Below are 23,284 nucleotides of genomic sequence, written 5' to 3'. Positions count from 1 at the left end.
CCACTACCTCATTCCTGACGTAGGAATCTACGAGTTAACAACTTGTTCATCTGCACCATAGGTGGAAAAGCGCCACGTCACTTACCGTGTCCCCGTGAACACGCACGTCGGGGAGCCCCGCAGGCCCCCATTCAACGCCGAGGCCGCGCGCCGGCTGCGCGAGGCCCTCGGTATGACCCCCGAAAACGTCGCCTACGGCATGGCGGCCGCCTTCGGGCTACGCATCTCGCCCGCCATGGTCGCCTCCTGGGAGCGGGGCGAGGACACCCCCACGAGTACGGAGCTGACCGCACTGGCGGGTGCGCTGTGGTGCGCGCCCGGGGAACTGCTGGGGGCGCCCGGCACGCTGCGCGAGTACCGGCTGGCCCTCGGGCTCGCGGCGGACGATGTGGCACTGCGGATCGGCATGGAGCGGCGTGCGTACGAGCGGCTGGAGGACGGCGGGAAGTGGACCGGCAATGAAAGGCAGGCCGCGGCGCTCGCCGAGGCGCTCGAGCTGCCGCTCCCCGCGCTGATCCGGTTCACCGGCCAGGACGCGAAACTCACCGAGCTGCTGACCAGCGCCGTCACCACGCGCTGGCAGGCGTATGTGCGGCCGGTCGGCAAGCTCGTACCGCTCCCCAAGGAGCGGATCCAGGAGGTGCTCCAGGAGCTGCACGGCGACTACCAGTCGGGCATGGCCGGCACGCTCAACTGGGGCGGCGGGGAGGGCGCCGATGCGTCCGGCAAGGCGGGGCGCGCGTTCCTCGCCGGGATCCTGGCGGACTTCTGGGAGCGGATCGGGCGGTAGGGACCGCACACTCCGCGCGGCCGCCCATCGGTCCTGAGGCCGGATCCGGGTCCTCCTACGGGAGGACGCCGGGGGCCGGTGTGGCACTTGCGGCCGGTCCGGCATTGGGTCCTTTGGGCTGACGACCGACCTGACCTGCGGATTCGAGAATGGGGACTCCCACCACAACGAGTCGACCGTCCCCTCTCAGGAGTTCCCGTGTCCCATGCGGCCGCCGCATTCCCCACTTCCACCGCCACCGCGGCCGTCGCCGCCCGCGCCACCGACCTGAGCAAGGTCTACGGCGAGGGCGAGACGCGCGTGGTCGCGCTGGACTCCGTCTCCGTCGAATTCGGCAAGGCCCGCTTCACCGCGATCATGGGACCGTCCGGCTCCGGCAAGTCCACGCTGATGCACTGCATGGCGGGGCTGGACGGCATCTCCGCCGGCTCCGCCCGGATCGGCGACACCGAACTCGCGTCGCTGAACGACCGGCAGCTGACCCGGCTGCGCCGGGACAAGATCGGCTTCATCTTCCAGGCGTTCAATCTGCTGCCGACGCTGACCGCGCTGGAGAACATCACGCTGCCGATGGACATCGCGGGCCGCCGCCCCGACCGGGAGTGGCTGAACCGGGTCATAGAGACGGTGGGCCTGTCCGGGCGGCTGACGCACCGGCCGGCGCAGCTGTCGGGCGGCCAGCAGCAGCGGGTCGCGGTGGCCAGGGCGCTGGCCGCCCAGCCGGAGATCATCTTCGCGGACGAGCCGACCGGCAACCTCGACTCCCGGTCCGGCGCCGAGGTGCTGGGCTTTCTGCGCGAGTCGGTACAGGCGATGGGGCAGACCGTGGTGATGGTCACCCACGACCCGGTCGCGGCGGGCTACGCCGACCGCGTGGTCTTCCTCGCCGACGGCCGGATCGTCGAGGAACTGCACGAGCCGACCGCCGGCGCCGTCCTGGACCGGATGCGGCTGTTCGACTCCAAGGGCCGTACGAGCTGACCCGGCGCGCCCCGCCGCCGTACGCCGCGCGCCGTACCCGCGCGCCGCCCTCCGTATCCGAGCACCGGACCCCTGACCTCAGGACTGAACCCACCACCATGCTGCGAACCGCCCTGCGCAACGTCCTTGCGCACAAAGCCCGTTTGATGATGACCGCGCTCGCGGTCCTGCTCGGCGTCGCCTTCGTCGCCGGCACCCTGATCTTCAGCGACACCGTCGGCGAGGCGGTCAAGAACGCCTCCGCCAGGAATCTCAAGGACGTCGCCGTCTCCGTCCAGGCCATCGACGCGGAGCCCGACGCCGCCGACGACCAGAAGGACGGCAAGCGGACCAGCGCCCTCGACGACAAGCTGGCGGACCGGATCCGCGCGCTGCCCGGGGTGGCCTCCGTACGGTCCGATGTCACCGGCGAGGCGACCCTCGCGGGCAGGGACGACCAGCCGGTCGGCAACGGCTGGCAGAACCGCGCGGTCAACTTCCAGCCGGGCAAGGACGGCAAGGACGGCCGCTACCCGATGGCCCAGGGCCGCGGTCCGCGCAACGCGGGCGAGCTGGCGCTGGCCGAGAGCACGGCGAAGGCCGCCGGGTACCGCATCGGCGACACCGTGCGCTTCGCGACCGACGGGCCGGTGCTGACGAAGAAGCTGGTCGGGATCGTCGCGACCGACGATCCTCAGGTGACCGCGGGCGGCAGTCTGACGCTGTTCGACACCGCGACCGCGCAGCGGCTGTATCTGCACCCGGGGCAGTTCGACGAGCTGGTGGTGGCGGCCACGCCCGGCACCGATCAGCGGGCGCTGACCGCCAAGGTGCGTGAACTGCTGCCCGAGGGGCGCGCCCAGGCGACCAGCGGCAGTGAACTCGCCGCCCAGCAGGCCAAGATGATCGCCCAGCAGAACAGCGCGCTGAGCCAGACCCTGCTGACCTTCGCCGGGATCGCCCTGTTCGTCGGGGTGTTCATCATCGCCAACACCTTCACCATGCTGATCTCCCAGCGCAGCCGCGAGATCGCGCTGCTGCGCGCGGTCGGCGCCTCACGCCGGCAGGTCGTGCGCTCGGTGCTGGCCGAGGCGGCGCTGCTGGGGCTGGTCTCCTCCGTCGTCGGGTTCGCGCTGGGTGCGGGGATCGCGGTGGGGCTGCGCGCGGTGCTGGACGCCAACGGCGCGGGCTTCCCGGACGGGCCGGTCATCATCAGCCCGACCACGGTGGCGGCCGCGCTGGCCGTCGGCGTCGTGGTGACCGTACTTGCCGCCTGGCTGCCGTCCCGCAAGGCCGCGAAGATCGCACCGGTGGAGGCGCTGAGCACGGCCGAGGCGCCGCCCGCGCCGCGCAGTCTGGTCGTACGCAATGTGATCGGCGCGGTGATCACCGGCCTCGGCGTCGCCGTGATGCTCTGGGTGTCCACCCTGACGTCCGGTGACGATCTGCCGGTCGCGATGGCGGGCTCGATGCTGACGCTGACCGGCGTGATCATCCTGGCCCCGCTGCTGTCCCGGCCGCTGGTCTCGCTGGCCGGCGCGGTCACCACCCGGCTGTTCGGCATCGGCGGCAAGCTGGCCAAGGAGAACGCGCTGCGCAATCCGCGCCGTACGGCCGCCACCGCGTCCGCGCTGATGATCGGCCTCACCCTGATCACCGGCATGACGGTCGTCGGGCACTCCGCGCAGCTGGGCATGGACAAGATGGCGGCCACCAGCCTGACCGCCGACTACCAGATCAAGACCACGACCTATGTGGGGCTGGACCCCGAGCTGTCGAAGAAGGTGGCGAAGGTCCCGGGCGTCGAGGCGATGGCGCCGCTGCGCGGGGCGGGCTTCTCCACGGGCGGGGGAGCCGACGGCGGCTTCGGCGTCCTGCGCGGCACGGATCTCTCCCAGATCGACAAGGTCACCCAACTCACCTTCGTGAAGGGCTCGTTGGCGGGTGTCCGGGCCGGCGGCATAGCCGTCTCGGAGACCGAGGCCAAGGAGCACGGCTGGCGGGCCGGCGAGACGGTGAGCGTGCGGTTCGACGAGAAGAAGACCACGAAGCTGAAGATCGCCGGCGTCTACAAGGACAACGAGACGCTCGGCGGCTCCTTCGGCGCCCTGTCGCTGGTCGATCCCCACCTGACGCCGGTCAAGAACGACGAGCTGCTGGTGAAGGCCGCCGACGGCGGTTCCCCCGAGCTCGTCAAGGAGATCCGGCACGCGCTCGGCGACAGCCCGCTGCTGAAGATCCAGAACCATGACGATCTGCGCAAGGAGACCGCCGGACAGATCGACACCGTACTGAACATGATCTACGGGCTGCTGGGCATGGCCGTCGTCATCGCGGTGGTCGGTGTGGTCAACACCCTGGCGATGTCGGTGTTCGAGCGGACCCGGGAGATCGGGATGCTGCGCGCGATCGGACTGGCCCGCAGCGGGATCAAGCAGATGGTCCGGCTGGAGTCGGTGGTCATCTCGCTGTTCGGCGCGGTGCTCGGCATGGGCGTGGGCATCTTCCTCGCCTGGGCGGGCGGCAGCATGGTCGGCTCGTCCTTCCCGACGTACGAGATGGTGCTGCCCTGGGGCCGGCTGGGGCTGTTCCTGCTGATCGCGCTGGTCGTGGGGGTGCTGGCCGCGCTGTGGCCGGCCCGCCGCGCCGCCCGGCTGAACATGCTGGAGGCCATCGGCGCGCAGTAGCCCCGCCGGGGTGAGCGACAGCGAAGAGGCGGCGCGCCGGGTGGCGCGCCGCCTCTTTCGTGGTCGTGCGTCGTGCTGCGTCGTGCGGGCCGGTCAGAAGACCGACTCGGCCTCGTCCATGCGGTTCGCGGGCACGGTCTTCAGCTCGGTGACCGCCTCCGCCAGCGGCACCATCGTGATGTCCGTGCCGCGCAGCGCCGTCATCCTGCCGAAGTCGCCGCGGTGCGCGGCCTCGACGGCGTGCCAGCCGAAGCGGGTGGCGAGCACCCGGTCGTAGGCGGTGGGGGTGCCGCCGCGCTGGACGTGGCCGAGGATGACCGGGCGGGCCTCCTTGCCGAGGCGCTTCTCCAGCTCATGGGCGAGGGCGTTGCCGATGCCGGAGAACCGCTCGTGGCCGTAGAGGTCGATGGCGCCCTTCTTGTAGTCCATGGTGCCAGGGGCCGGGTGGGCGCCCTCGGCGACGCAGACCACGGCGAACTTCTTGCCGCGGGCGAAGCGCTCCTCGACCATCTCGACCAGGTCGTTGACGTCGAACTCGCGCTCCGGGAGGCAGATGCCGTGGGCGCCGCCGGCCATGCCGGACTCCAGCGCGATCCAGCCCGCGTGCCGCCCCATCACCTCGACGACCATCACGCGCTGATGCGACTCCGCGGTGGTCTTGAGGCGGTCGATGGCCTCGGTCGCGACGCCGACGGCGGTGTCGAAGCCGAAGGTGCGGTCGGTGGAGGAGATGTCGTTGTCGATGGTCTTCGGAACGCCGACGACCGGCAGCCCGGCGTCCGAGAGCATCCGGGCGGCGGTGAGGGTGCCCTCGCCGCCGATCGGGATCAGGACGTCGATGCCGTAGTCCTTGGAGTGGTCCTTGGCGTCCTCGCAGGCCTCGCGGAGGCGGGCGCGCTCCAGCCGGGAGGAGCCGAGGATGGTGCCGCCGCGGGCGAGGATGCCGCTGACCGCCTCGAGGTCGAGCTTGCGGAAGCGGCCGTCGAGCAGGCCGGCGAAACCGTCTTCGAAGCCTATGACCTCATCGCCGTGACCGGTGAGGGCGCGGTGGACAACAGACCGGATCACAGCATTCAGGCCGGGGCAGTCGCCGCCTGCGGTGAGGACTCCGATACGCATCGTGCTGTGTCTCCTGTGCTCGCTGTTGGTTCTTGTGAGCCGGTCCGATTGTTTCATGAGCGCGCGGGGCCTGCCCTCACCCCGGAGGCCACCCCTACTGTCTCCTCACCGGACCGCTCAGGAGAAACTGAGAGAGCGGCTTAGCCATCAGCGCAGGTATTGTCAAGAGGGGCAAGCCCACCATAACGGGTAATTTGACCTTGCGAGCGGGGGCATCGCTTGCGGGCAGAACGGAAGGATGGAGAGCACGCGTGACGCGCAGCGTGTACGTGACCGGGATCGACCGCGGCGACGGCCGCCAGGTCATCGAGCTGGGGGTCATGGAGCTCCTGACCCGCCATGTCGACCGGGTGGGCGTCTTCCGCCCGCTGGTCCACGACGACGGGCCCGACCGGCTGTTCGATCTGCTGCGGGCCCGTTACCGGCTCACCCAGTCCGCCGACACCGTATACGGCATCGGTTACGAGGAGGCCGCCGCCCTCCAGGCCGAACGCGGCACCGACGAGCTGGTCTCCCGGCTCGTCGACCGCTTTCACGCGGTGGCCAGGGAGTATGAGTACGTCCTCGTCCTCGGCTCGGACTACGCCGCCACCAACCTGCCGGCCGAGCTGGCCCTCAACGCCCGCCTCGCCAATGAATTCGGCGCCGCGGTGCTGCCCGTCGTCGGCGGCCAGGGCCAGGAGGCGGACTCGGTCCGCGCCGAGGCCCGCAACGCCTACCGCGCCTACACCTCGCTGGGCTGCGACGTCGTCGCCATGGTCGTCAACCGCGTCGCCCCCGAGCTGCGCACCGCCGTCGTCGAACGGCTCGCCGCGCGGCTGCCCGTGCCCTGCTACGCGCTCCCCGAGGAGGGCTCGCTCTCCGCGCCGACCGTCGGCCAGATCGTGCACACCCTGGGCGCCGAGGTGCTGCTCGGCGACGACTCCGGGCTGGCCCGGGACGCGCGGGACTTCGTCTTCGGCGGCGCCATGCTGCCGACCTTCCTCAAGGCACTGACCCCCGGCTGCCTGGTGGTCACCCCCGGCGACCGCGCCGACCTGGTCATCGGCTCGCTGGCCGCGCACAGCGCCGGCGCCCCGCCGATCGCCGGTGTGGTGCTCACCCTCGACGAGCGGCCCGGCCCCGACATCATGGCGCTGGCCGGGCGGCTCGCCCCCGGCACCCCCGTCATCTCCGTACCCGGCGGATCCTTCCCGACCGCGGGCGAGCTGTTCGCCATCGAGGGCAAGCTGAACGCCGCCTCGCCGCGCAAGGCGGAGACCGCGCTGGGCCTGTTCGAGCGGCATGTGGACACCGTCGAGCTGACGAACCGCATCTCCGTCGCCCGCTCCAGCCGGGTCACCCCGATGATGTTCGAACACGAGCTGATCGAGCGCTCCCGCTCCGGCCGCCGCCGCGTCGTCCTGCCCGAGGGCTCCGAGGAGCGGGTGCTGCGCGCGGCCGACGTCCTGCTGCGCCGCGACGTCTGCGACCTCACCCTGCTGGGCGCGGAGGAGGGGATCCGCAAGCGCGCGTCCGACCTGGCCATCGACCTGACCGGTGCCCAGATCATCGACCCTCAGACCTCCGAGCTGCGCGAACGCTTCGCCGAGCGGTACGCCGAGCTGCGCGCCCACAAGGGCGTCGGATACGAGCTGGCCTACGACGTGGTCGCCGATGTCTCGTACTTCGGCACGCTGATGGTGCAGGAGGGGCTGGCCGACGGCATGGTCTCCGGCGCGGCGCACTCCACCGCCGCCACCATCCGCCCCGCCTTCGAGATCATCAAGACGAAGCCGGACGCCCAGATCGTCTCGTCCGTCTTCTTCATGTGCCTGGCCGACCGCGTGCTCGTCTACGGCGACTGCGCGGTCAACCCGGACCCCAACGCCGAGCAGCTGGCGGACATCGCCATCCAGTCGGCCGCCACCGCCGCCCAGTTCGGCGTCGAGCCGCGCATCGCGATGCTCTCGTACTCCACCGGCACCTCCGGCTCCGGCGCGGACGTCGACAAGGTCCGCAAGGCCACCGAGATCGTCCGTCAGTTGCGGCCCGACCTGCTGGTCGAGGGCCCGATCCAGTACGACGCGGCGGTGGACGCGGCGGTCGCGAAGACCAAGCTGCCCGGCTCCGACGTCGCCGGCAAGGCCACCGTGCTGATCTTCCCGGACCTCAACACCGGCAACAACACCTATAAGGCCGTGCAGCGCTCGGCCGGCGCGGTCGCGGTCGGCCCGGTCCTGCAGGGTCTGCGCAAGCCGGTCAACGACCTCTCGCGCGGCGCCCTGGTCCAGGACATCGTCAACACCGTCGCCATCACCGCCATCCAGGCCCAGGGCGCTGCGCCCGGCGCCGGACGCACCGCCTGAGTCCCCGCACCCCCTCCCCCTTCACCGGAAAGCCGTACATGACTGCCACCGCCACCCGCGTCCTCGTCCTCAACTCCGGCTCCTCGTCGGTGAAATACCAGCTGCTCGACATGACCGACGGCAGCCGGCTCGCCGTCGGCCTGGTGGAGCGGATCGGGGAAGAGACCTCGCGCCTGGCGCACACACCGCTGGCCACCGGCGGCGACAAGCGCGAGACCGAGGGCCCGATAGCCGACCACGAGGCGGCGCTGAAGGCCGTCGCCAAGGAGCTGGCCGCCGACGGGCTCGGACTGGACTCCCCGGAACTGGTCGCGATCGGGCACCGGGTGGTGCACGGCGGGCTGAAGTTCACCGCCCCGACCGTGATCGACGATGCGGTGCTCGAGGAGATCGAGCGGCTGGTGCCGGTCGCGCCGCTGCACAACCCGGCGAACATCACCGGCATCAAGACCGCCCGGGCGCTGCGCCCGGATCTGCCGCAGGTCGCGGTCTTCGACACCGCCTTCCACACCACGATGCCGGAGTACGCGGCCCGCTACGCCATCGACGTCGACACCGCCGACGCGCACCGCATCCGCCGCTACGGCTTCCACGGCACCTCGCACGCCTACGTCTCCCGCAAGGCCGCGGCGCTGCTGGGCAAGGCGCCGGAAGAGGTCAATGTGATCGTCCTCCACCTGGGCAACGGCGCCTCCGCGTCGGCCGTCCAGGGCGGCCGGTGCGTAGACACGTCCATGGGCCTGACCCCGCTGGAGGGCCTGGTCATGGGCACCCGCTCCGGCGACATCGACCCGGCGGTCACCTTCCACCTCAAGCGGGTGGCGGGGATGGACGAGGACGAGGTCGACGCGCTGCTCAACAAGAAGAGCGGCCTGATCGGGCTGTGCGGCGACAACGACATGCGCGAGATCCGGCGCCGCATCGACGAGGGCGACAAGCGCGCCGAGCTCGCCTTCGACATCTACATCCACCGGCTGAAGAAGTACATCGGCGCCTACAGCGCGGTGCTCGGCCGGGTCGACGCGGTGGCGTTCACCGCCGGCGTGGGCGAGAACGCCGCCCCGGTGCGGGAGGCCGCCATCGCCGGCCTGGAGGAGATGGGCATGGCGGTGGACGCCGCGCTGAACGCCGTACGGTCCGACGAGCCGCGGCTGATCTCGCCCGAGTACGCCCGGGTCGCGGTCGCCGTGGTGCCCACCGACGAGGAACTGGAGATCGCCCAGCAGACATACGCCCTGGTCAACGCCTAGACGTTGGTGTTTCCGCCCACCGGAATATTCCGCTCAGAAACAAACCGATAGGATTCCGCCATGCGCCGTTCCAAAATCGTCTGCACCCTGGGCCCCGCCGTTGACTCTTTCGATCAGCTCAAGACACTGATCGAAGCCGGTATGAACGTGGCCCGTTTCAACATGAGCCACGGGACCCACTCGGAGCACGAGGAGCGGTACCACCGCCTCCGCAAGGCCCAGGAGGAGACCGGCCGCGCCATCGGCGTGCTGGCCGACCTCCAGGGCCCCAAGATCCGCCTGGAGACCTTCGCCGACGGGCCGGTGGAGCTGGTGCGCGGCGACGAGTTCGTCATCACCACCGAGGACGTGCCCGGCGACAAGACCATCTGCGGTACGACCTACAAGGGCCTGCCCGGCGACGTCTCCAAGGGCGACCCGGTCCTGATCAACGACGGCAATGTCGCCCTCCAGGTCGTCGAGGTCGACGGCCCGAAGGTGCGCACCATCGTCATCGAGGGCGGGGTCATCTCCGACCACAAGGGCATCAACCTTCCCGGCGCGGCGGTGAACGTCCCGGCGCTGTCCGAGAAGGACATCGACGACCTGAAGTTCGCCCTGAACATGGGCTGCGACATGGTCGCGCTCTCCTTCGTCCGGGACGCCAAGGACGTCCAGGACGTGCACCGCGTCATGGACGAGGTCGGCCGCCGGGTCCCGGTCATCGCCAAGGTCGAGAAGCCGCAGGCGGTCGCCAACATGCAGGAGGTCGTGATGGCCTTCGACGCGGTCATGGTGGCCCGTGGTGACCTGGCGGTGGAGTACCCGCTGGAGAAGGTCCCGATGGTGCAGAAGCGCCTGGTGGAGATGTGCCGCCGGAACGCCAAGCCGGTGATCGTCGCGACCCAGATGATGGAGTCGATGATCACCAACTCCCGGCCGACCCGCGCCGAGGCGTCCGACGTCGCCAACGCCATCCTCGACGGCGCGGACGCGGTCATGCTCTCCGCGGAGTCCTCGGTCGGCGCCTACCCGATCGAGACCGTCAAGACGATGTCGAAGATCGTCGAGGCGGCCGAGGAGGAGCTGCTGTCGAAGGGCCTGCAGCCGCTGGTCCCCGGCAAGAAGCCGCGTACGCAGGGCGGTGCGGTGGCCCGTGCGGCCTGCGAGATGGCCGACTTCCTCGACGGCAAGGCGCTGGTGGCCTTCACCCAGTCCGGCGACACCGCCCGCCGGCTGTCCCGCTACCGGGCCGCGCAGCCGATCCTGGCCTTCACCACGGAGGCCTCCACCCGTAACCAGCTGGCGCTGAGCTGGGGCGTGGACCCCTTCGTCGTGCCGTACGTGGACAACACCGACGCGATGGTCGACCTGGTGGACGCCGAGCTGCTCAAGCTCCAGCGCTACAGCAAGGGCGACACGATGCTCATCACCGCCGGTTCGCCCCCCGGCGTCCCCGGCACCACCAACATGGTGCGGGTGCACCACCTGGGCGGCCAGAGCGCCTGAGGCAAGCCGGAACGACTGTGGGCCGCCCCCCTTGGAGGGGGGCGGCCCACAGTCGTTCCCGCGGCTCCCGGACGGGTCCTGGGATTCCTTCCCGGCCGGCTCAGTCGGTGATCGACTGGTGCAGACCCGGGATGTGGAGGTTTCCGCCGAACTGGCCCGCCTGCTCGATCTTCACCTTGGTGAAGTAGGCGAACGAGACATTGATCGGCGGCGGGTGCTCCGGATCGAAGACGATCGGGATCAGCCCGAAAAGGTTGCCCTGCAGCCGCTCGGTGTACATCGTCACCTTGCCGCCGCGGATCGTCGACGTGGACCCCGGGGCGCCCTGTACGTGGTACTTCTTCCCCATCGGGCCGTCCACGATCTGGTGCAGATCGCCGATGTCGACGGTGTCGGCCGTGAACTTCAGCGCCTGCTTGGTGTGGCCGCTCTGCGTGGTGACGTTGACGACGCCCTCGTAGTTCAGACCGCGCAGGGTGAGCGCGCTGGACTCCAGGTGCCAGGGGCTGTCGGGCAGGGTGACGGGCGTCTGCTCGTCCTTGCCCTTCTGTGCGTTCTTGACGACACAGGGGAACGCCTGCTTGCCGCTGGCGTCCTTGCCGTCGAGTCCGCCACCGGGCAGAACGTTGTCCGCCGTGCCGACGGCACCGTGGACGGTGTCGTTGGCCGCGCGCGCCGGGTCCTTGAGGGCCCTGGTGGCGCCGTCCTTGAGGCCGTTGACCGTGTCCTTGACCTTGTCGGTCCCGGTCCCGGCCGCGGAGTCCTTGGACTCCGACGGCGACGCCGAGGGCGACGGGGTCGCGGAGCCGGTGGACCCGCTGTCCTTGGTGGCGGAATCCGACGGCGAGGGGCTCGGCTCGGCGGATTCCTTTTCGTCCGGGGTGAAGAAGTCCTTGATCTTCTCACCCAGACCCAGGCCCAGCAGGCCCCCGTCGTCCGTCTTCTCGGAAGCCGACGGCGACGGGGTCGCGGAGCCGGTGGGCTCGTCGGTCTTCTGAGAGGCGGACGGTGCGGGCTCGGGCGTCTTGTCCGCGTCCCTGGAGGCGGAGGGCGCGGCGGACGGCTTGGCGGCGTCCTGCTTGGCCTTGGCGTCCTCCTTGGCCTTCGCATCCTCCTTGGCCTTGGCGTCCTCCTTGGCCTTCGCGTCCTTCCCGTCCACCTTGTCCGGGGCGGTGACGCACGGGCCGTCCTTGAAGGGGCTCTTGGGCGCAGGCTTGGCGATCGCCATCTGGGGCGTGAGCCCCATACCCATGAGCACGGCGGACGGCATCGCGGCGATGGCTATCGCCTTGCCCGCGGGCACGTGGAGCCGAGTCAGCAGCGGCTTTCTCGGCGCCGCGTGGCGCGGTCCGGTTCTCGGCCCGGCGGCTGCGTTCTCGTGCAGCTCATCACCCGGCACGGTGCCTCCCGTTCGTTCCGTTGGTCGGGCTCGTTCCTGACAGGTCGTCCAGTCCGAAGCCCAACCCGGAACCGCCGCCGGTGGACGGCGCGGGGTTCGTGGCGACCACCGGTCCGGCGATCACCTCGCGGGCCGGTTCACCGGCGTCGCTCTTGCCCTCCGGCGTACCCGGCGCCCAGGCAACCGCCAGCGCACCGCCGATCATCCCCATCAGGTAGCCGGCCAGGAAGCCGCCGAAGTTCGAGACGACCAGGGAGACCAGCGACAGCAGGATGGCCGCCACACCGGCGAACACCCGCGAGACGGGCTGGAACCACATGGTGAGACCGAGCACGACCAGCAGTACGCCGATGATCAGCGAGCCGGCGCCGGCGGTGGTCGCCATGCTGAGGGTCATACCGCCGAGCGAGAGGTGCGCGTAGGGGAAGTACATGATCGGGACGCCGCCGAGCAGAGCCAGCATGCCGCCCCAGAACGGGCGGCGGCCGCGCCACTCCCGGAACGAAAGGCGCTTTTGGCCGAGGGTCTCGATCAGCCGTGGTCGCGTGTCGGCGCTCATGTTGTACAGCTCCTCGGGACTGGCAAATCGGTGGTACTGAACTGGAGTGCCTACGTGGCGCAACCGGCGTACGGGCACGGGGCACGGCTCTGGTCGCCGTACAGCTCACCCCGCGCCCGCACGCTCAGTGCGTCAGTAGCACTCGTTCTTGCCCTTGCTGACGCTCATCTTGAGGCCGCTGAGCTTGAACGTGCCGGCCGTGGTGGCCCAGGCGCGCTGCTTGACATTGGTCAGCACGGCCGAGTCGGCTTCCTGGGCGAAAGAGCCCGGGTCCGCCTTGTCGCCCTTGTGCATGCCGGGACCCTTGGACGTCGAGCCCGCAGCAACACCGATGTTGATGTTGTTGAAGGTCGCGTCCGCGTCCAGCTGGTCGAGGTCGATGTAGAGGTTCTTCGCCTCGACAGGCGTGCCGCCGCCACCGGCGGACAGCTTCATCGACACATCGCCGAACACCGGGACCGGTACGACGACGGACTGGCACAGGTTCTTGATCTTGGCGCTCGAGAACCCCGAGACCGCCACCGGGACGTTCTTGCCGCCCTTCTGGGCGTCAATGGCTCCGTACTGAACGAATCCGGTGCCGTCCAGACGTTCGGTAGCGACCTTGAACTGCTGGCCGGAAACGCTGAACGACGCCGCGAGCGCACCCTGCGAGAGGGCTACGCCGATCGCTGCCGTCGCGGCAACGCTCGGCACCATGACGACGGCGAACCGCTTCCATCTGGTCCCGCCACGAGCCAGGGACTCCATGACTTTCCTCCTTCTCGGACGTACATCTCCGGTGCCCGCCCTCGAAGTTGAGAGCAGCCGCACCTGGGATGGGAGAAGTGCTACGTCCTCGGGAAGGAGAGCGCCCGTCCTCGGAGGCCATGTGCGTTCCGATTACCGGCGATCACCCCCGAGCGACAACCACTGGCCACGCTCTCGCGTAACCGCACTGGACAGGCCCTGCCGGGTGGGGCAGAGACCCCCCTGTCCAAGGCCGGCGCTCACTGCCGCCGGCCACTCGGTGGGGACCCAAGTACCCCGCTGCGCCGACCGGATGCCGGGCTGCGGGAAGGGACCGAGCGTGGCCGATCGTCGTGCATTCGGAGCCGCCGCACAAGGGGCTCGTTACTTGCGGGTAACGGACCGATAACCGAGCCGCGACCCACTGATACCGAACGGGCACACACCGTCGCGCTGACCGTGACGGGACAACGGTCAATTACGGGCACAGCGCCGCGAAATGGGCGGCCCGGCTTACTCCAAGTAACAGCGCCTACGATTACCAAGATTTGGTAAAACGTAGGCGCCGTTCCGTTTGGCGAGACATCCCGGGAGAGGTGTGGAGGTCAGACGGGGTCCGCCCGCCTCGACCGAGGAAAGGTCAGAACAGCACGCGGGCCAGGGCCGTGCGTCCGGCGGTCACCCGCGGGTCATCCGTACCGACCACCTCGAACAGCTCCAGCAGCCGCAGCCGCGCGGCCTCCCGGTCCTCACCGGAGGTCCGCTTCACCGCGTCGACCAGCCGCCCGAAGGCGTCCTCGACATGCCCGCCGACCAGTTCGAGGTCCGCGGCGCGGATCTGCGCCTCGACGTTCGCCGGGTTCTCCGCGGCCTCCTTGCGCACCGACTGCACGTCCAGGTCCTGCACCCGGCTCAGCAGCTCGGCCTGCGCCAGCCCCAGCTTGGCCTCCGGGTTGGCCGGGTCGTCGGAGAGGACGTTCTTGTACGCCTGGATGGCGCCGCCCAGATCGCCGGAGTCCAGCGCCTGGCTCGCCGCCTCCAGCAGCGCGTCGTACGGACCGGCGGGCACGGGCTGCTCGGCCGCCGGCTGCTCGCCCTGGGCCTGGGCGTCGACCGGCGCGCCCACGATGCCGAACTGCTGCTCGGCGGCCTGCACCAGCTGGTCCAGCACCTGCCGGATCTGCGCCTCGGGGGCCGCACCCTGGAACAGCGGGACGGGCTGACCGGCGATCACCGCGAAGACGGCCGGGATGCCCTGCACCCCGAACTGCTGGAAGAGCATCTGGTTGGCGTCGACGTCGATCTTGGCAAGTACGAACTTGCCGGCGTACTCGGTCGCGAGGCGCTCCAGCAGCGGACCCAGCTGCTTGCACGGCTCGCACCACTCGGCCCAGAAGTCGATGACGACCGGGACCTCGGTGGAGCGCTGCAGGACGTCCTGCTGGAACCCCGCCTCGTCGACGTCGAACACCAGGCGGGCGCCGCCCGCGGGTGCCTGGCCGGTGCGGGCCGCCTCGGCGCGCGCCTGCTCGGCCTTCTGCTTCGCTTCCCCGGCCGCCTTCACCGCTGCGAGGTCGACGACTCCACTCATGGACATGTTGCGTGGCTGCATGAGTCCATCCTCCCCCCTGGGCGCCTTGTTCCGAAAAGCGATGCGGAAATTGCGGCGGGATGGCACGGTCATACCTGTCGCCCGTACCGGCCGCCCCGAACCGCCGTCACCGCTTCTGCCGGGCACCTCCCCCGCGCGCACGCCCCGCCGGAATGCCGGCGTACGTCCGGGAAGGTGCCCCCGCCGGCCCCGAGGAGGACCGGCCCGTGGTCCCGAGGAGGACCGCTTCGTTCGGCCCTGGGTCCCCACCCACGGCCTGTGGTTGTCGCCGCGCGAGCCCGTACCCTGCGAGCTCTTACGCTACGACCTGTAGCGTAACTGCCCGCGACCCCCGCCCGTCACCCCGCCCCGGCCCGCCACGACGTGATCTACCTCACGAGCCGCGCCGCCGGGCCGCCTACTGGCCGGTATGGTCGCCCGCATGCACGACTCCACCAGCCCCCGGAAAGGCCGCACCGGCCGGCCGCGCAGCGCCGAGACCGACCGCGCGATCCTCGACGCGACCCGCGCCGCGCTCGTCGACCTGGGCTGGGGAAAACTCACCATGGGCGACGTCGCGGCGCGGGCCGGCGTCGCCAAGACCACGCTCTACCGCCGCTGGGCCAACAAGAACGAGCTCGTCGTGGACGCCGTGGCAGTCCTCTTCGACGAGCTCGAACTCCCCGACCGGGGCTGTCTGAAGGCCGATATCGAGGGTGTGGTGCTCCAGTTCGGGGCGCTGCTCGCCCGGCCCGAGACCAAGACGGCGCTGATGGCCGTGGTCGCCGAGTCCACCACCGACAACGCGCTGCGCGAGCGGATCCGCTCGGCGATCGTCGACCGCCAGAAACGGCTGGTCGTCCTCGGCCGCGAACGTGCCCAGAAGCGCGGCGAGCTGCCGCCCGACAGCCCCGGGCCCGAGGGCGCACAGGCGTCCGCGCAGACCGTCGGCCTGATCTTCGACGTCATCGCCGGCGCGATCGTCCACCGCACCCTGGTCAGTTCCGAGCCGGTGGACCCCGCCTGGGCCCACCGGTTCTCGACGGTGCTGCTGAGCGGGCTGGTCGGGCTGGGCTGACGGGCCCGGGGCCGCGCCTCAGACCTGGTAGCGGTCGGCCGCGAACAGATGCAGGTTCTCGGCCACCCACCGCGAGGTCCGCTCCAGCCCCTCCTCCAGCGACACCCTCGGCCGCCACGCGGCCCACTCCCGCGCCCGGGAGTTGTCCGACAGCAGCCGCTCGACCTCACTGCCCGAGGGCCGCAGCCGCGCCTTGTCCACCACCACCTCCGCCGCCCGGCCCGAGGCCGCGATCAGCGCCTCGGCGAGCGCCCCGATCGTGATCTCCCGCCCGGTACCGAGGTTGACGACCTGCCCCAGCGCCCGGTCGCAGTCCGCCATCGCCAGGAAGCCCGCCGCCGTGTCCGTCACATAGGTGAAGTCCCGGGTCGGGGTGAGCGAGCCCAGCCTGATCTGCCGGGCGCCGGAGTGCAGTTGCGCCAGGATCGTGGGGATCACGGCGCGCGCGGACTGCCGTGGGCCGTAGGTGTTGAACGGCCGCACGACCGTCACCGGCAGCTCGAACGCGTGCCAGTGCGACAGCGCCATCATGTCGGCCCCGATCTTCGAGGCGGAGTACGGCGACTGGGGCTGGAGCGGATGGTCCTCGCCGATCGGGGCGGTCAGCGCGGTCCCGTACACCTCGCTGGTAGAGGTGTGGACGAGGCGGCGGACGGAGTGCCGGCGGCAGGCCTCCGCGACGTTCTCGGTGCCGACGACATTCGTCTGGACGTAGGCGCCGGGCGAGTCATAGCTGTACGGAATCCCGATCAGCGCGGCGAGATGGAAGACGGTGTCGCACCCGGCAACGGCGTCGCTCACCCGGCCGGCGTCCCGGACGTCGCCCGCCATCATCTCGACGTCCTGCATCCGGTGCGCGAGATGGCCCTTCTCGGCGTACGGCTTGTAGTGGACGAGGGCCCGCACCTCGGCGCCGGCCTCGACCAGCATGTCGACCAGGGTGGAACCGATGAAGCCCTCGGCTCCGGTGACCAGAACCTTGCGGCCCGCCCAGTGCGTCATCGCGCCGCCGTCGCCTACGGCGTTGCTCGTGTGGTTGCTCATGCTGACTCCTTGATCGTCATGGGGTGGGGGTGGCCCGCCAGCTCCAGGGCCTTGGCGGCCAGCAGCTCGGCGGCGTGGGAATGGGTGCCCGGGTCGGCGGCCGCGCCCATCGCGGCGAGCCGGTCCGGATCGGCGAGCAGCGGGATGACCAGCGCGTCCAGCCGCTCGGCCGTGACCTGCGCATCCGGCAGCAGCAGGGCGGCCCCGGCGTCGGAGAGCACCCGCGCGTTGTGCGTCTGGTGGTCTCCGGGCGCATGCGGATACGGGACGAGGACGGCGGGCATCCCGATGGTGGCCAGCTCCGCGACGGTCGCCGAACCGGCCCGGCACACCACCAGATCGGCGGCGGCGTAGGCCAGATCCATCCGGTCCAGATACGGCACCGCCTCGGCGACCGCCGCCCCGCCGTTCGCCGCCAGCAAGGCCCGGGTCTCCTCCAGGGCTGCGGGACCGGTCTTGATCAGCAGCCGGAGACCGGAACGGGAGCGATGGCGGCCCGCGAGATCGACCGCGGCCGCGGTGAGCCGGGCCGCGCCCAGGCTCCCGCCGTTGACCAGCAGCAGCCGGGCGCCGTCCGGGACGCCCAGCTCCCGCCGCGCGGCGGCCCGCAGCGCCGCCCGGTCCAGCCCCGCCAGCGGGCCGACCAGCGGCATCCCCACCGTCTCCGCCCGCTCGCCGCCCGCCAGATGAGCCCGGCTGCGGTCAAAGGCGAGCGCGAGATGCGGGGTGAGCCGGGCCGCGAATCTGTTGGCCCGGCCAGGCACCGCGTTGGACTCGTGCACCAGGCTCGGCAGCCCGGCCAGCCGCGCCCCGACGATGACGGGCGCGCTCGGATAGCCGCCCATCCCGACGGCCACCTGGGCGCGCTGCTCCTTGAGGATGGCCCGGCACTGGGCGCCCGATCTGAGGAGTGCGGCCGGCAGCAGATAGCGCCGGGCGCCGAGGGACGGGTCGAAGGGGATCATGTCCACGGTGTGCAGCCGGTATCCGGCCTGCGGTATGAGCCGGGTTTCCAGCCCGCGCTCGGTCCCGACGAACGAGATGACCGCGTCCGGGACCGCCCGGCGGAGCGCGTCGGCGAGGGCGAGCCCCGGATAGATGTGGCCGCCGGTGCCGCCCGCACCGATCACGACAGAGAGTGGTGTGCGCATGGCCGCCACGCTCGCCAAGCGCCGTAAGAAGCTTCTAAGAGAGCCGTTTGGGAGCCTAGGGACATGCCGCACCAGCCACCGCAGCCGCCCGCCGCCCCCAAGATCCTCGTCGTCGACGACGAACCGGAGGTGCGCGCCGCCGTCGAGGACGGACTCGCCGTCGAGGGCTACGACGTGCGCGGCGCCGCCGACGGCCTGGAGGCGCTCTCCGAGGTCGCCGCCTGGCAGCCGGACGCCCTCGTCCTGGACGTGATGATGCCGGTCCTGGACGGGCTGGCCGTCTGCCGCCGCCTCCGCGCGCTGGACGACCGCACCCCCATCCTGGTCCTGACCGCACTGGACTCGATCAGCGAACGCGTCGACGGCCTGGATGCCGGCGCCGACGACTACCTGGTCAAACCCTTCGCACTGGACGAACTCCTCGCCCGGCTGCGGGCCCTGCTCCGCCGCGCCGCGGCCCCCGTCGCCGACGACGACACCCTGGCCTTCGGCGACCTGGTGGTCGACCCGCGCACCCGCGGCGGCCATCGGGCCGGCCGCCCGCTGGAGTTCAGCCGCACCGAATGGGCGCTGCTGGAACTGCTTCTGCTGCACCCGGGGCAGGTGATGCCGCGCGAGGTGATCCTGGAGCGGGTCTGGGGCCGCGACTTCGGCCCGGACTCCAACTCCCTCGCCGTGTACGTGGGTTATCTGCGCCGCAAGCTGGAGGCGGGCGGCGAACCCCGCATCGTCCACACCGTGCACGGCATCGGCTACCGCTTGGGCCCGCCGGAGGGGGCGGCATGAACGAGCCCCGCGAGCGAATCAGAAAAAGGTGCGTGCCGCGCGAAGGCGCGACCGAGCGGAGCGAGGGGGCAGCATGAACGAGCCCCGCGAGCGAATCAGAAAAAGGTGCGTGCCGCGCGAAGGCGCGACCGAGCGGAGCGAGGGGGCAGCATGAGTGGGCGGCGTGGGCTGGGCGGGCATTGGGTGCGCCGGCGGCCGCTGCGTACCCGGCTGGCGCTGGCCGCCTCCGCGGCGGTGGCGCTCGTCGCCGTCGGCGTCTGCGCGGCCGCGTTCGTCATCATCCGCATCCAGATGACCCGCCAGCTCGACCTGAACCTGGCGCAGACGGCCACCCAGCTCACCCAGCAGACCCGGGGCTGGGGCCCGACCGCGGGCGACACCTCCTGCCGGTACCAGGCCGTGCCGTGCGTCCAGATCGTGCCGTCCGATCCCGCCAAGGACCCGCGCAAGCGCTATGAGCTGCCGCTGACGGCAGCCACCCGCCAGGTCGCCGCCGGACACCACACCGCCTACTACACGAATCTGACGGTCGCCGGACACCCGGTCCGGATGTTCACCACGCATCTGGCCCACCGCGACCAGGCGCTCCAGGTGGCGCTGCGCTCCGACACCGTCGAGCGGGGCGTACGGCACGCCGCCTGGGCGCTGTCCGTGGTCGGCGGGGCGGGGGTGCTGCTGGCCGCCGCGCTCGGCTACTGGGTCTCCCGTACGGGCCTCGCCCCGGTCGCCCGGCTCACCGCCACCGCCGAACGCATCGCCGCGACCCGCGACGCCCGCCACCGCATCGAGCTGCCAGCCGGCCCGGCCGCCGGCGAGGACGAGGTCACCCGCCTCGCCACCAGCTTCAACATCATGCTCGGCGAACTGGAGCAGTCCGTCACCGCCCAGCGCCGCCTGGTCGCCGACGCCTCCCATGAGCTGCGGACCCCGCTCACCGCGCTCCGCACGAACGCCGAACTCCTCGCCCGCGCGGGTCGCCTGACCGATGCCCAGCGCGACCGCGCCGCCGCCGCCCTGGGCCGTCAGCTGCGCGAGGTGACCACCCTGGTCAACGACCTGATCGAGCTGGCCCGCGACGAGGAGCCGCAGCCCCTGGTGGAACAGGTGCGCCCGGCGGCCCTCCTTGAGCATGCGGTCGGCGCGGCCCGCGAACACTGGCCGGAGATCGCCTTCACCGCCGGCATCGACCCGGCCGCGGCCGCCGTCACCGTCCCCGGCGTACCGGCCCGCCTGGCGCGGCTGCTGTCCAACCTCCTCGACAACGCCGCCAAGTTCTCCCCGCCGGGCGGCCCCGTCGACACCGAACTCACCCTCGCCTCAGGGCAGTTGGACCTGACCGTACGCGACCACGGCCCCGGGATCGCCGCCGCCGACCTCCCCCATGTCTTCGACCGCTTCTACCGCGCCGAGGCGGCCCGCGCCCTGCCCGGCTCCGGCCTCGGCCTGGCCATGGCCCGCCAGATCGCCCGCGCCCACGGCGCCGAGCTCACGGCCGAACAGGCACCGGGCGGCGGAGCGCTGTTCCGGCTGCGGGTACCGGCTGCGTCCCCGTAGAGCGGGTCAACGAACGTCGCCGCGAGCCTCCACCTCCGCCGCCTTGTCCTCGACGTCCGCCCGCACAGCCTGCCGGTCCTGCGGCGGCATCGAGCGCCAGCTCTCCCGCATCCCGGAGATGCCGTCGGTGAGCGCGCGGTACCCGGACGGATCGTCCAGCACGTCCTTGAGCTCCAACCGGCCGCTGAGCATCTTGCGGGCGAGGTCCTGGAGGTCGGAGGGAGCATTGGGGTTGCCGCGCACGGCGCGCAGGGCGGAGGTGAGGTGCTCGTTCTGCTCCTCGGAGAGGTCCTTCTCCTCGACGGGGTAGTCGCGGTCGCCGGGGCTGGTGAAGGCGTTGTTGCTGCTGGCCATGGTGGTGGGCTCCTGTCGGACGGTACGGGTCTGCGTCAGCCGAAGGCGTTGCGGACGCGTGCGGCCTCGTCCTGGCCGCTGTTGTCGGTGTTGGCGTCGGTGACGGTGGTGCGCGGCCTCGCACCTCCGCTCGCGGGGGTGGCCGACGCGGAGTTCGAACCGTCGGAGCCGCTGCTGGAGGAGGACGAGTCGGCGGAGCCACCCTCGGAAGAGCTGCTGGAGCCGCCTTCGGACGAGGACGACGAAGACGACGAGCTGGACCCGCCCTCGGAGGAGCCGCCGTCGCCATCGCCGCCGCCCTCCGACGACGTGCCGTCACCCGAGGCGGCCGGCTCCTTGTCCTTGTGGCCGATGTCGTAGATGCTCTTGGCGGCCTTGGCCGCCTTCTGGTTCCCCTCCCAGATCTCCTTACCGCCCTCGGCGAAATCACCCGTCGCGACCTTGCCGACGCCCTGGGTCATTTGGCCCAGGCCCTCGACCCCGTCGTAGAGCTCTTTCCCCTTGTCGACCGCGGGCTTCGCCGCGGCCGCACCCAGCCCCGTCCAGTCGAACTCGTCCTGCGCCCCGAAGTGGCTCTTGATCCCCTGCGTGGCGAGGTTCCCGGCCATCTTTTTGCCGGCGTCGATGGCGAGTTCCTTGATCAGGTCCTGCGCCATCTCCTTGAACGACCGCTTCACCTTCTGCGCGAGGGCGTCCTTGATGGCCTGGATGATCTGCGTCTTAGCCTTGCTGATGATCTCGCGAACCATGACCCTGGTGGTCGCCGTAGCAGCGGCCGCCCCAGCCTCGGAGGCACCCAGGGTGACGGGTGCGGCAGCCTGGGCCGCGGCGAACTCGAAGGCCAGCGCGATGAGTTGGGCGATCACCGCCAGCTTCATCACCATGATGATCGTGGCCACCACCTGGAGCACAAAGCTGAGCGCCTCGGCTGCGTCAGCGGCCTCGGCGAGATACCCGTCGCCGGAGAACTTCTTCCACTTGTTGTCGAATGCCTCGATCGCCTCGCCGGAGTTGGCGCCGTGCACCGCCTGGGTGGCACTGTCACCCTGCTGCTGGGCCGAGCGCGCGGAGGCGGCGAAGCTGCTCCAGGCCTCGGCCGCCTGGCGCATCTTGTCCTCGTCGATATTGGGCCATTGGAAGCCCAGCAGATCGAGGACCCAGTCGACCTCGCCAGGAAGCATGATGGTGGCCATGGTGAGTCACTCCCCCAGGAAGCGCATGTTCGGTGATCTATAGGGCGTATGCCGGGCGATATCGCCGAGTTGAATTAACGTCAGTTCGCGAATTTGGGGCGACTCGCCGCATATTTGGCGAGCTGCTCGTGCTCACCCTGTTCGGTGCTGCTGTAGTGCGCGCCCATCGCTTCGAGATTGTCGCCGATCTTGGAAATTCCTTTACCAAGGGTGGGCATCGACTCGGCTATGCCGTCACTCACCGGCGTGTAGATATCCATGAAGATCTTGAGAAGATCGTCGTCGCCCCACTCTTGGGCCTCTTTGAGCGTGTCCGCCAACTTCTTGGCGGCATCGCTGAAATCGGAGCCAATGTCCTTGAACGCACCGCCCTGCGACTTGAGGACGGCTGGATCCACGTCGTATCCGGAGCCTGCCATGGGTCCCCCTATTCTCGGCTGCATCAAGAATCCGCTAAAGCTTATGCCGTACGGTAGCCGACGCCCGCGCCTGCCGGAGCACCGGCCGATGACCACGAAAGGGAATGACCGTCATGCCCAACTCTCCCCGCATGTCCGGCAAGACGTCTGTTAAGGCCATATTGGCCTATGCTGCGGGGTTCCTTGTCGCCTTGGTGGCCTTCGTCGTTTTGACATTGAAAGGGCTGACCGCAGCGGGCCTCACCGGCACGCACGGAACCTTCACGGTCAAGGAATGCTCCCGGCAGAGCACAAGTCGCCACTCCACGACCTCCCATGATTACGAGTGTGATGGCACCTTCCGCTCGGACGACGGGAAGGTAGTGGACAACAAGGCGTCCATGAGCAACCTCGACGACGAGTACGACCCGGGCGTCAAAATCGCGACCCAGGGGCACAGCGGCAGCACCGTTCTCAGCATCCTGTCCGCCGGGACCTACACCCTCGCCAGTCGTGGGGAGGTCATAGAGGACTTCTCCCTCGCCTTCTTCGCCGTTCTCCTCATCGTCCCCTATATGATCTTCGCCTGGCGCACGGAAGAAACCGGCGGCCCGCGTCTCAAAACGCGGGAGGCATGGCGATCGATCGCCGGCACCCGAACCCGCAAGATCGTGATCGGCACCGCCGCGGCGGCCCTCTTCGGCATGATCGTCGTCGCCCCGGCCCTAGGCTTCGCCCTCACCGCCGGCAGCTGAGACGCACGAAGGGCGGGGCCGTCAGCACGACGACCCCGCCCCCAGGAGAAG

20 protein-coding genes are annotated in these 23,284 nt (G+C 70.5%); 10 read left to right on the top strand and 10 right to left on the bottom strand.

The features are described 5' to 3' along the window. Nucleotides 1-94 precede the first annotated feature (94 nt). The 3 genes from ACIRPT_RS19340 to ACIRPT_RS19330 all read left to right on the top strand — a co-directional run bounded on the left by ACIRPT_RS19340 (nt 95) and on the right by ACIRPT_RS19330 (nt 4,437). Nucleotides 95-790 carry a helix-turn-helix domain-containing protein gene (locus ACIRPT_RS19340; RefSeq protein WP_403828448.1) on the top strand — a complete coding sequence of 232 codons (696 nt, stop codon included), beginning with the start codon at nt 95-97 and terminating at the stop codon, nt 788-790. A gap of 198 nt (nt 791-988) precedes the next feature. After that, a complete protein-coding gene (locus ACIRPT_RS19335; RefSeq protein ID WP_403828446.1) occupies nt 989-1,771 on the top strand; it encodes an ABC transporter ATP-binding protein in 783 nt (260 codons plus the stop codon). 98 nt (nt 1,772-1,869) lie between these two features. Next, entirely contained in the window at nt 1,870-4,437 is a 2,568-nt protein-coding gene (locus tag ACIRPT_RS19330) for an ABC transporter permease (RefSeq protein ID WP_403828444.1), read from the top strand. A gap of 93 nt (nt 4,438-4,530) precedes the next feature. Here the strand turns inward: ACIRPT_RS19330 and ACIRPT_RS19325 are convergent, their stop codons facing one another. Continuing rightward, a complete protein-coding gene (locus tag ACIRPT_RS19325; RefSeq protein WP_403501743.1) occupies nt 4,531-5,556 on the bottom strand; it encodes an ATP-dependent 6-phosphofructokinase in 1,026 nt (341 codons plus the stop codon). 251 nt (nt 5,557-5,807) lie between these two features. Here ACIRPT_RS19325 and pta point away from each other — a divergent pair, with 251 nt between their 5' ends. The 3 genes from pta to pyk are packed head-to-tail and all read left to right on the top strand — an operon-like array spanning nt 5,808 to nt 10,642. Beyond that, entirely contained in the window at nt 5,808-7,904 is a 2,097-nt protein-coding gene (pta, locus tag ACIRPT_RS19320) for a phosphate acetyltransferase (RefSeq protein ID WP_403828442.1), read from the top strand. A 38-nt stretch (nt 7,905-7,942) separates the two neighbouring features. Then, on the top strand, nt 7,943-9,154 hold the full coding sequence (locus ACIRPT_RS19315; protein ID WP_403828440.1) for an acetate kinase: 1,212 nt from the start codon (nt 7,943-7,945) through the stop codon (nt 9,152-9,154). 60 nt (nt 9,155-9,214) lie between these two features. Further along, a complete protein-coding gene (gene pyk, locus ACIRPT_RS19310; RefSeq protein WP_403828438.1) occupies nt 9,215-10,642 on the top strand; it encodes a pyruvate kinase in 1,428 nt (475 codons plus the stop codon). Nucleotides 10,643-10,742: 100 nt separating this feature from the next. Here pyk and ACIRPT_RS19305 read toward each other — a convergent pair whose 3' ends face one another. The 4 genes from ACIRPT_RS19305 to ACIRPT_RS19290 form a co-directional block, all read right to left on the bottom strand. Continuing rightward, nucleotides 10,743-11,945 carry a hypothetical protein gene (locus tag ACIRPT_RS19305; protein ID WP_403828436.1) on the bottom strand — a complete coding sequence of 401 codons (1,203 nt, stop codon included), beginning with the start codon at nt 11,943-11,945 and terminating at the stop codon, nt 10,743-10,745. Nucleotides 11,946-12,030: 85 nt separating this feature from the next. Beyond that, nucleotides 12,031-12,600, bottom strand: coding sequence for a DUF6114 domain-containing protein (locus ACIRPT_RS19300; RefSeq protein ID WP_403501729.1), 570 nt, complete (start codon nt 12,598-12,600; stop codon nt 12,031-12,033). Nucleotides 12,601-12,732: 132 nt separating this feature from the next. Continuing rightward, on the bottom strand, nt 12,733-13,350 hold the full coding sequence (locus tag ACIRPT_RS19295; RefSeq protein ID WP_403501726.1) for a DUF6230 family protein: 618 nt from the start codon (nt 13,348-13,350) through the stop codon (nt 12,733-12,735). Nucleotides 13,351-13,969: 619 nt separating this feature from the next. After that, a complete protein-coding gene (locus tag ACIRPT_RS19290) occupies nt 13,970-14,941 on the bottom strand; it encodes a tetratricopeptide repeat protein (protein WP_403501723.1) in 972 nt (323 codons plus the stop codon). 409 nt (nt 14,942-15,350) lie between these two features. Between ACIRPT_RS19290 and ACIRPT_RS19285 the strand changes: the two genes are divergently transcribed. Next, nucleotides 15,351-15,998 carry a TetR/AcrR family transcriptional regulator gene (locus ACIRPT_RS19285; protein WP_403501721.1) on the top strand — a complete coding sequence of 216 codons (648 nt, stop codon included), beginning with the start codon at nt 15,351-15,353 and terminating at the stop codon, nt 15,996-15,998. 18 nt (nt 15,999-16,016) lie between these two features. Here ACIRPT_RS19285 and ACIRPT_RS19280 read toward each other — a convergent pair whose 3' ends face one another. After that, entirely contained in the window at nt 16,017-17,042 is a 1,026-nt protein-coding gene (locus ACIRPT_RS19280) for a GDP-mannose 4,6-dehydratase (RefSeq protein WP_403828434.1), read from the bottom strand. Further along, nucleotides 17,039-18,193 (bottom strand): UDP-N-acetylglucosamine--N-acetylmuramyl-(pentapeptide) pyrophosphoryl-undecaprenol N-acetylglucosamine transferase, encoded by a 1,155-nt coding sequence (locus tag ACIRPT_RS19275; RefSeq protein WP_403828432.1) that lies wholly within the window; start codon nt 18,191-18,193, stop codon nt 17,039-17,041. The genes ACIRPT_RS19280 and ACIRPT_RS19275 overlap by 4 nt, the downstream gene beginning before the upstream one ends. A gap of 63 nt (nt 18,194-18,256) precedes the next feature. Between ACIRPT_RS19275 and ACIRPT_RS19270 the strand changes: the two genes are divergently transcribed. Beyond that, nucleotides 18,257-18,979 carry a response regulator transcription factor gene (locus ACIRPT_RS19270; protein ID WP_403828430.1) on the top strand — a complete coding sequence of 241 codons (723 nt, stop codon included), beginning with the start codon at nt 18,257-18,259 and terminating at the stop codon, nt 18,977-18,979. 150 nt (nt 18,980-19,129) lie between these two features. Next, nucleotides 19,130-20,533 (top strand): sensor histidine kinase, encoded by a 1,404-nt coding sequence (locus ACIRPT_RS19265; RefSeq protein ID WP_403828428.1) that lies wholly within the window; start codon nt 19,130-19,132, stop codon nt 20,531-20,533. Nucleotides 20,534-20,539: 6 nt separating this feature from the next. On the opposite strand, the gene ACIRPT_RS19260 is transcribed toward ACIRPT_RS19265, so the two are convergent. From ACIRPT_RS19260 to ACIRPT_RS19250, 3 genes are all read right to left on the bottom strand, one after another. Further along, complete coding sequence (locus ACIRPT_RS19260; protein ID WP_403828426.1) at nt 20,540-20,887, bottom strand: hypothetical protein; 348 nt, start codon at nt 20,885-20,887, stop codon at nt 20,540-20,542. A gap of 35 nt (nt 20,888-20,922) precedes the next feature. Next, a complete protein-coding gene (locus tag ACIRPT_RS19255; protein WP_403828424.1) occupies nt 20,923-22,080 on the bottom strand; it encodes a hypothetical protein in 1,158 nt (385 codons plus the stop codon). Nucleotides 22,081-22,160: 80 nt separating this feature from the next. After that, nucleotides 22,161-22,499, bottom strand: coding sequence for a hypothetical protein (locus ACIRPT_RS19250; protein WP_403828422.1), 339 nt, complete (start codon nt 22,497-22,499; stop codon nt 22,161-22,163). Nucleotides 22,500-22,630: 131 nt separating this feature from the next. On the opposite strand from ACIRPT_RS19250, the gene ACIRPT_RS19245 reads away from it, so the two are divergent. Beyond that, entirely contained in the window at nt 22,631-23,233 is a 603-nt protein-coding gene (locus ACIRPT_RS19245; protein WP_403828420.1) for a hypothetical protein, read from the top strand. Nucleotides 23,234-23,284: the final 51 nt, after the last annotated feature.

Source organism: Streptomyces sp. NPDC101227, assembly GCF_044767545.1.
Lineage (GTDB): Bacteria > Actinomycetota > Actinomycetes > Streptomycetales > Streptomycetaceae > Streptomyces.
Note: the sequence above shows the minus strand (reverse complement) of the source record. Positions and strands in the feature narration are given on the sequence as shown.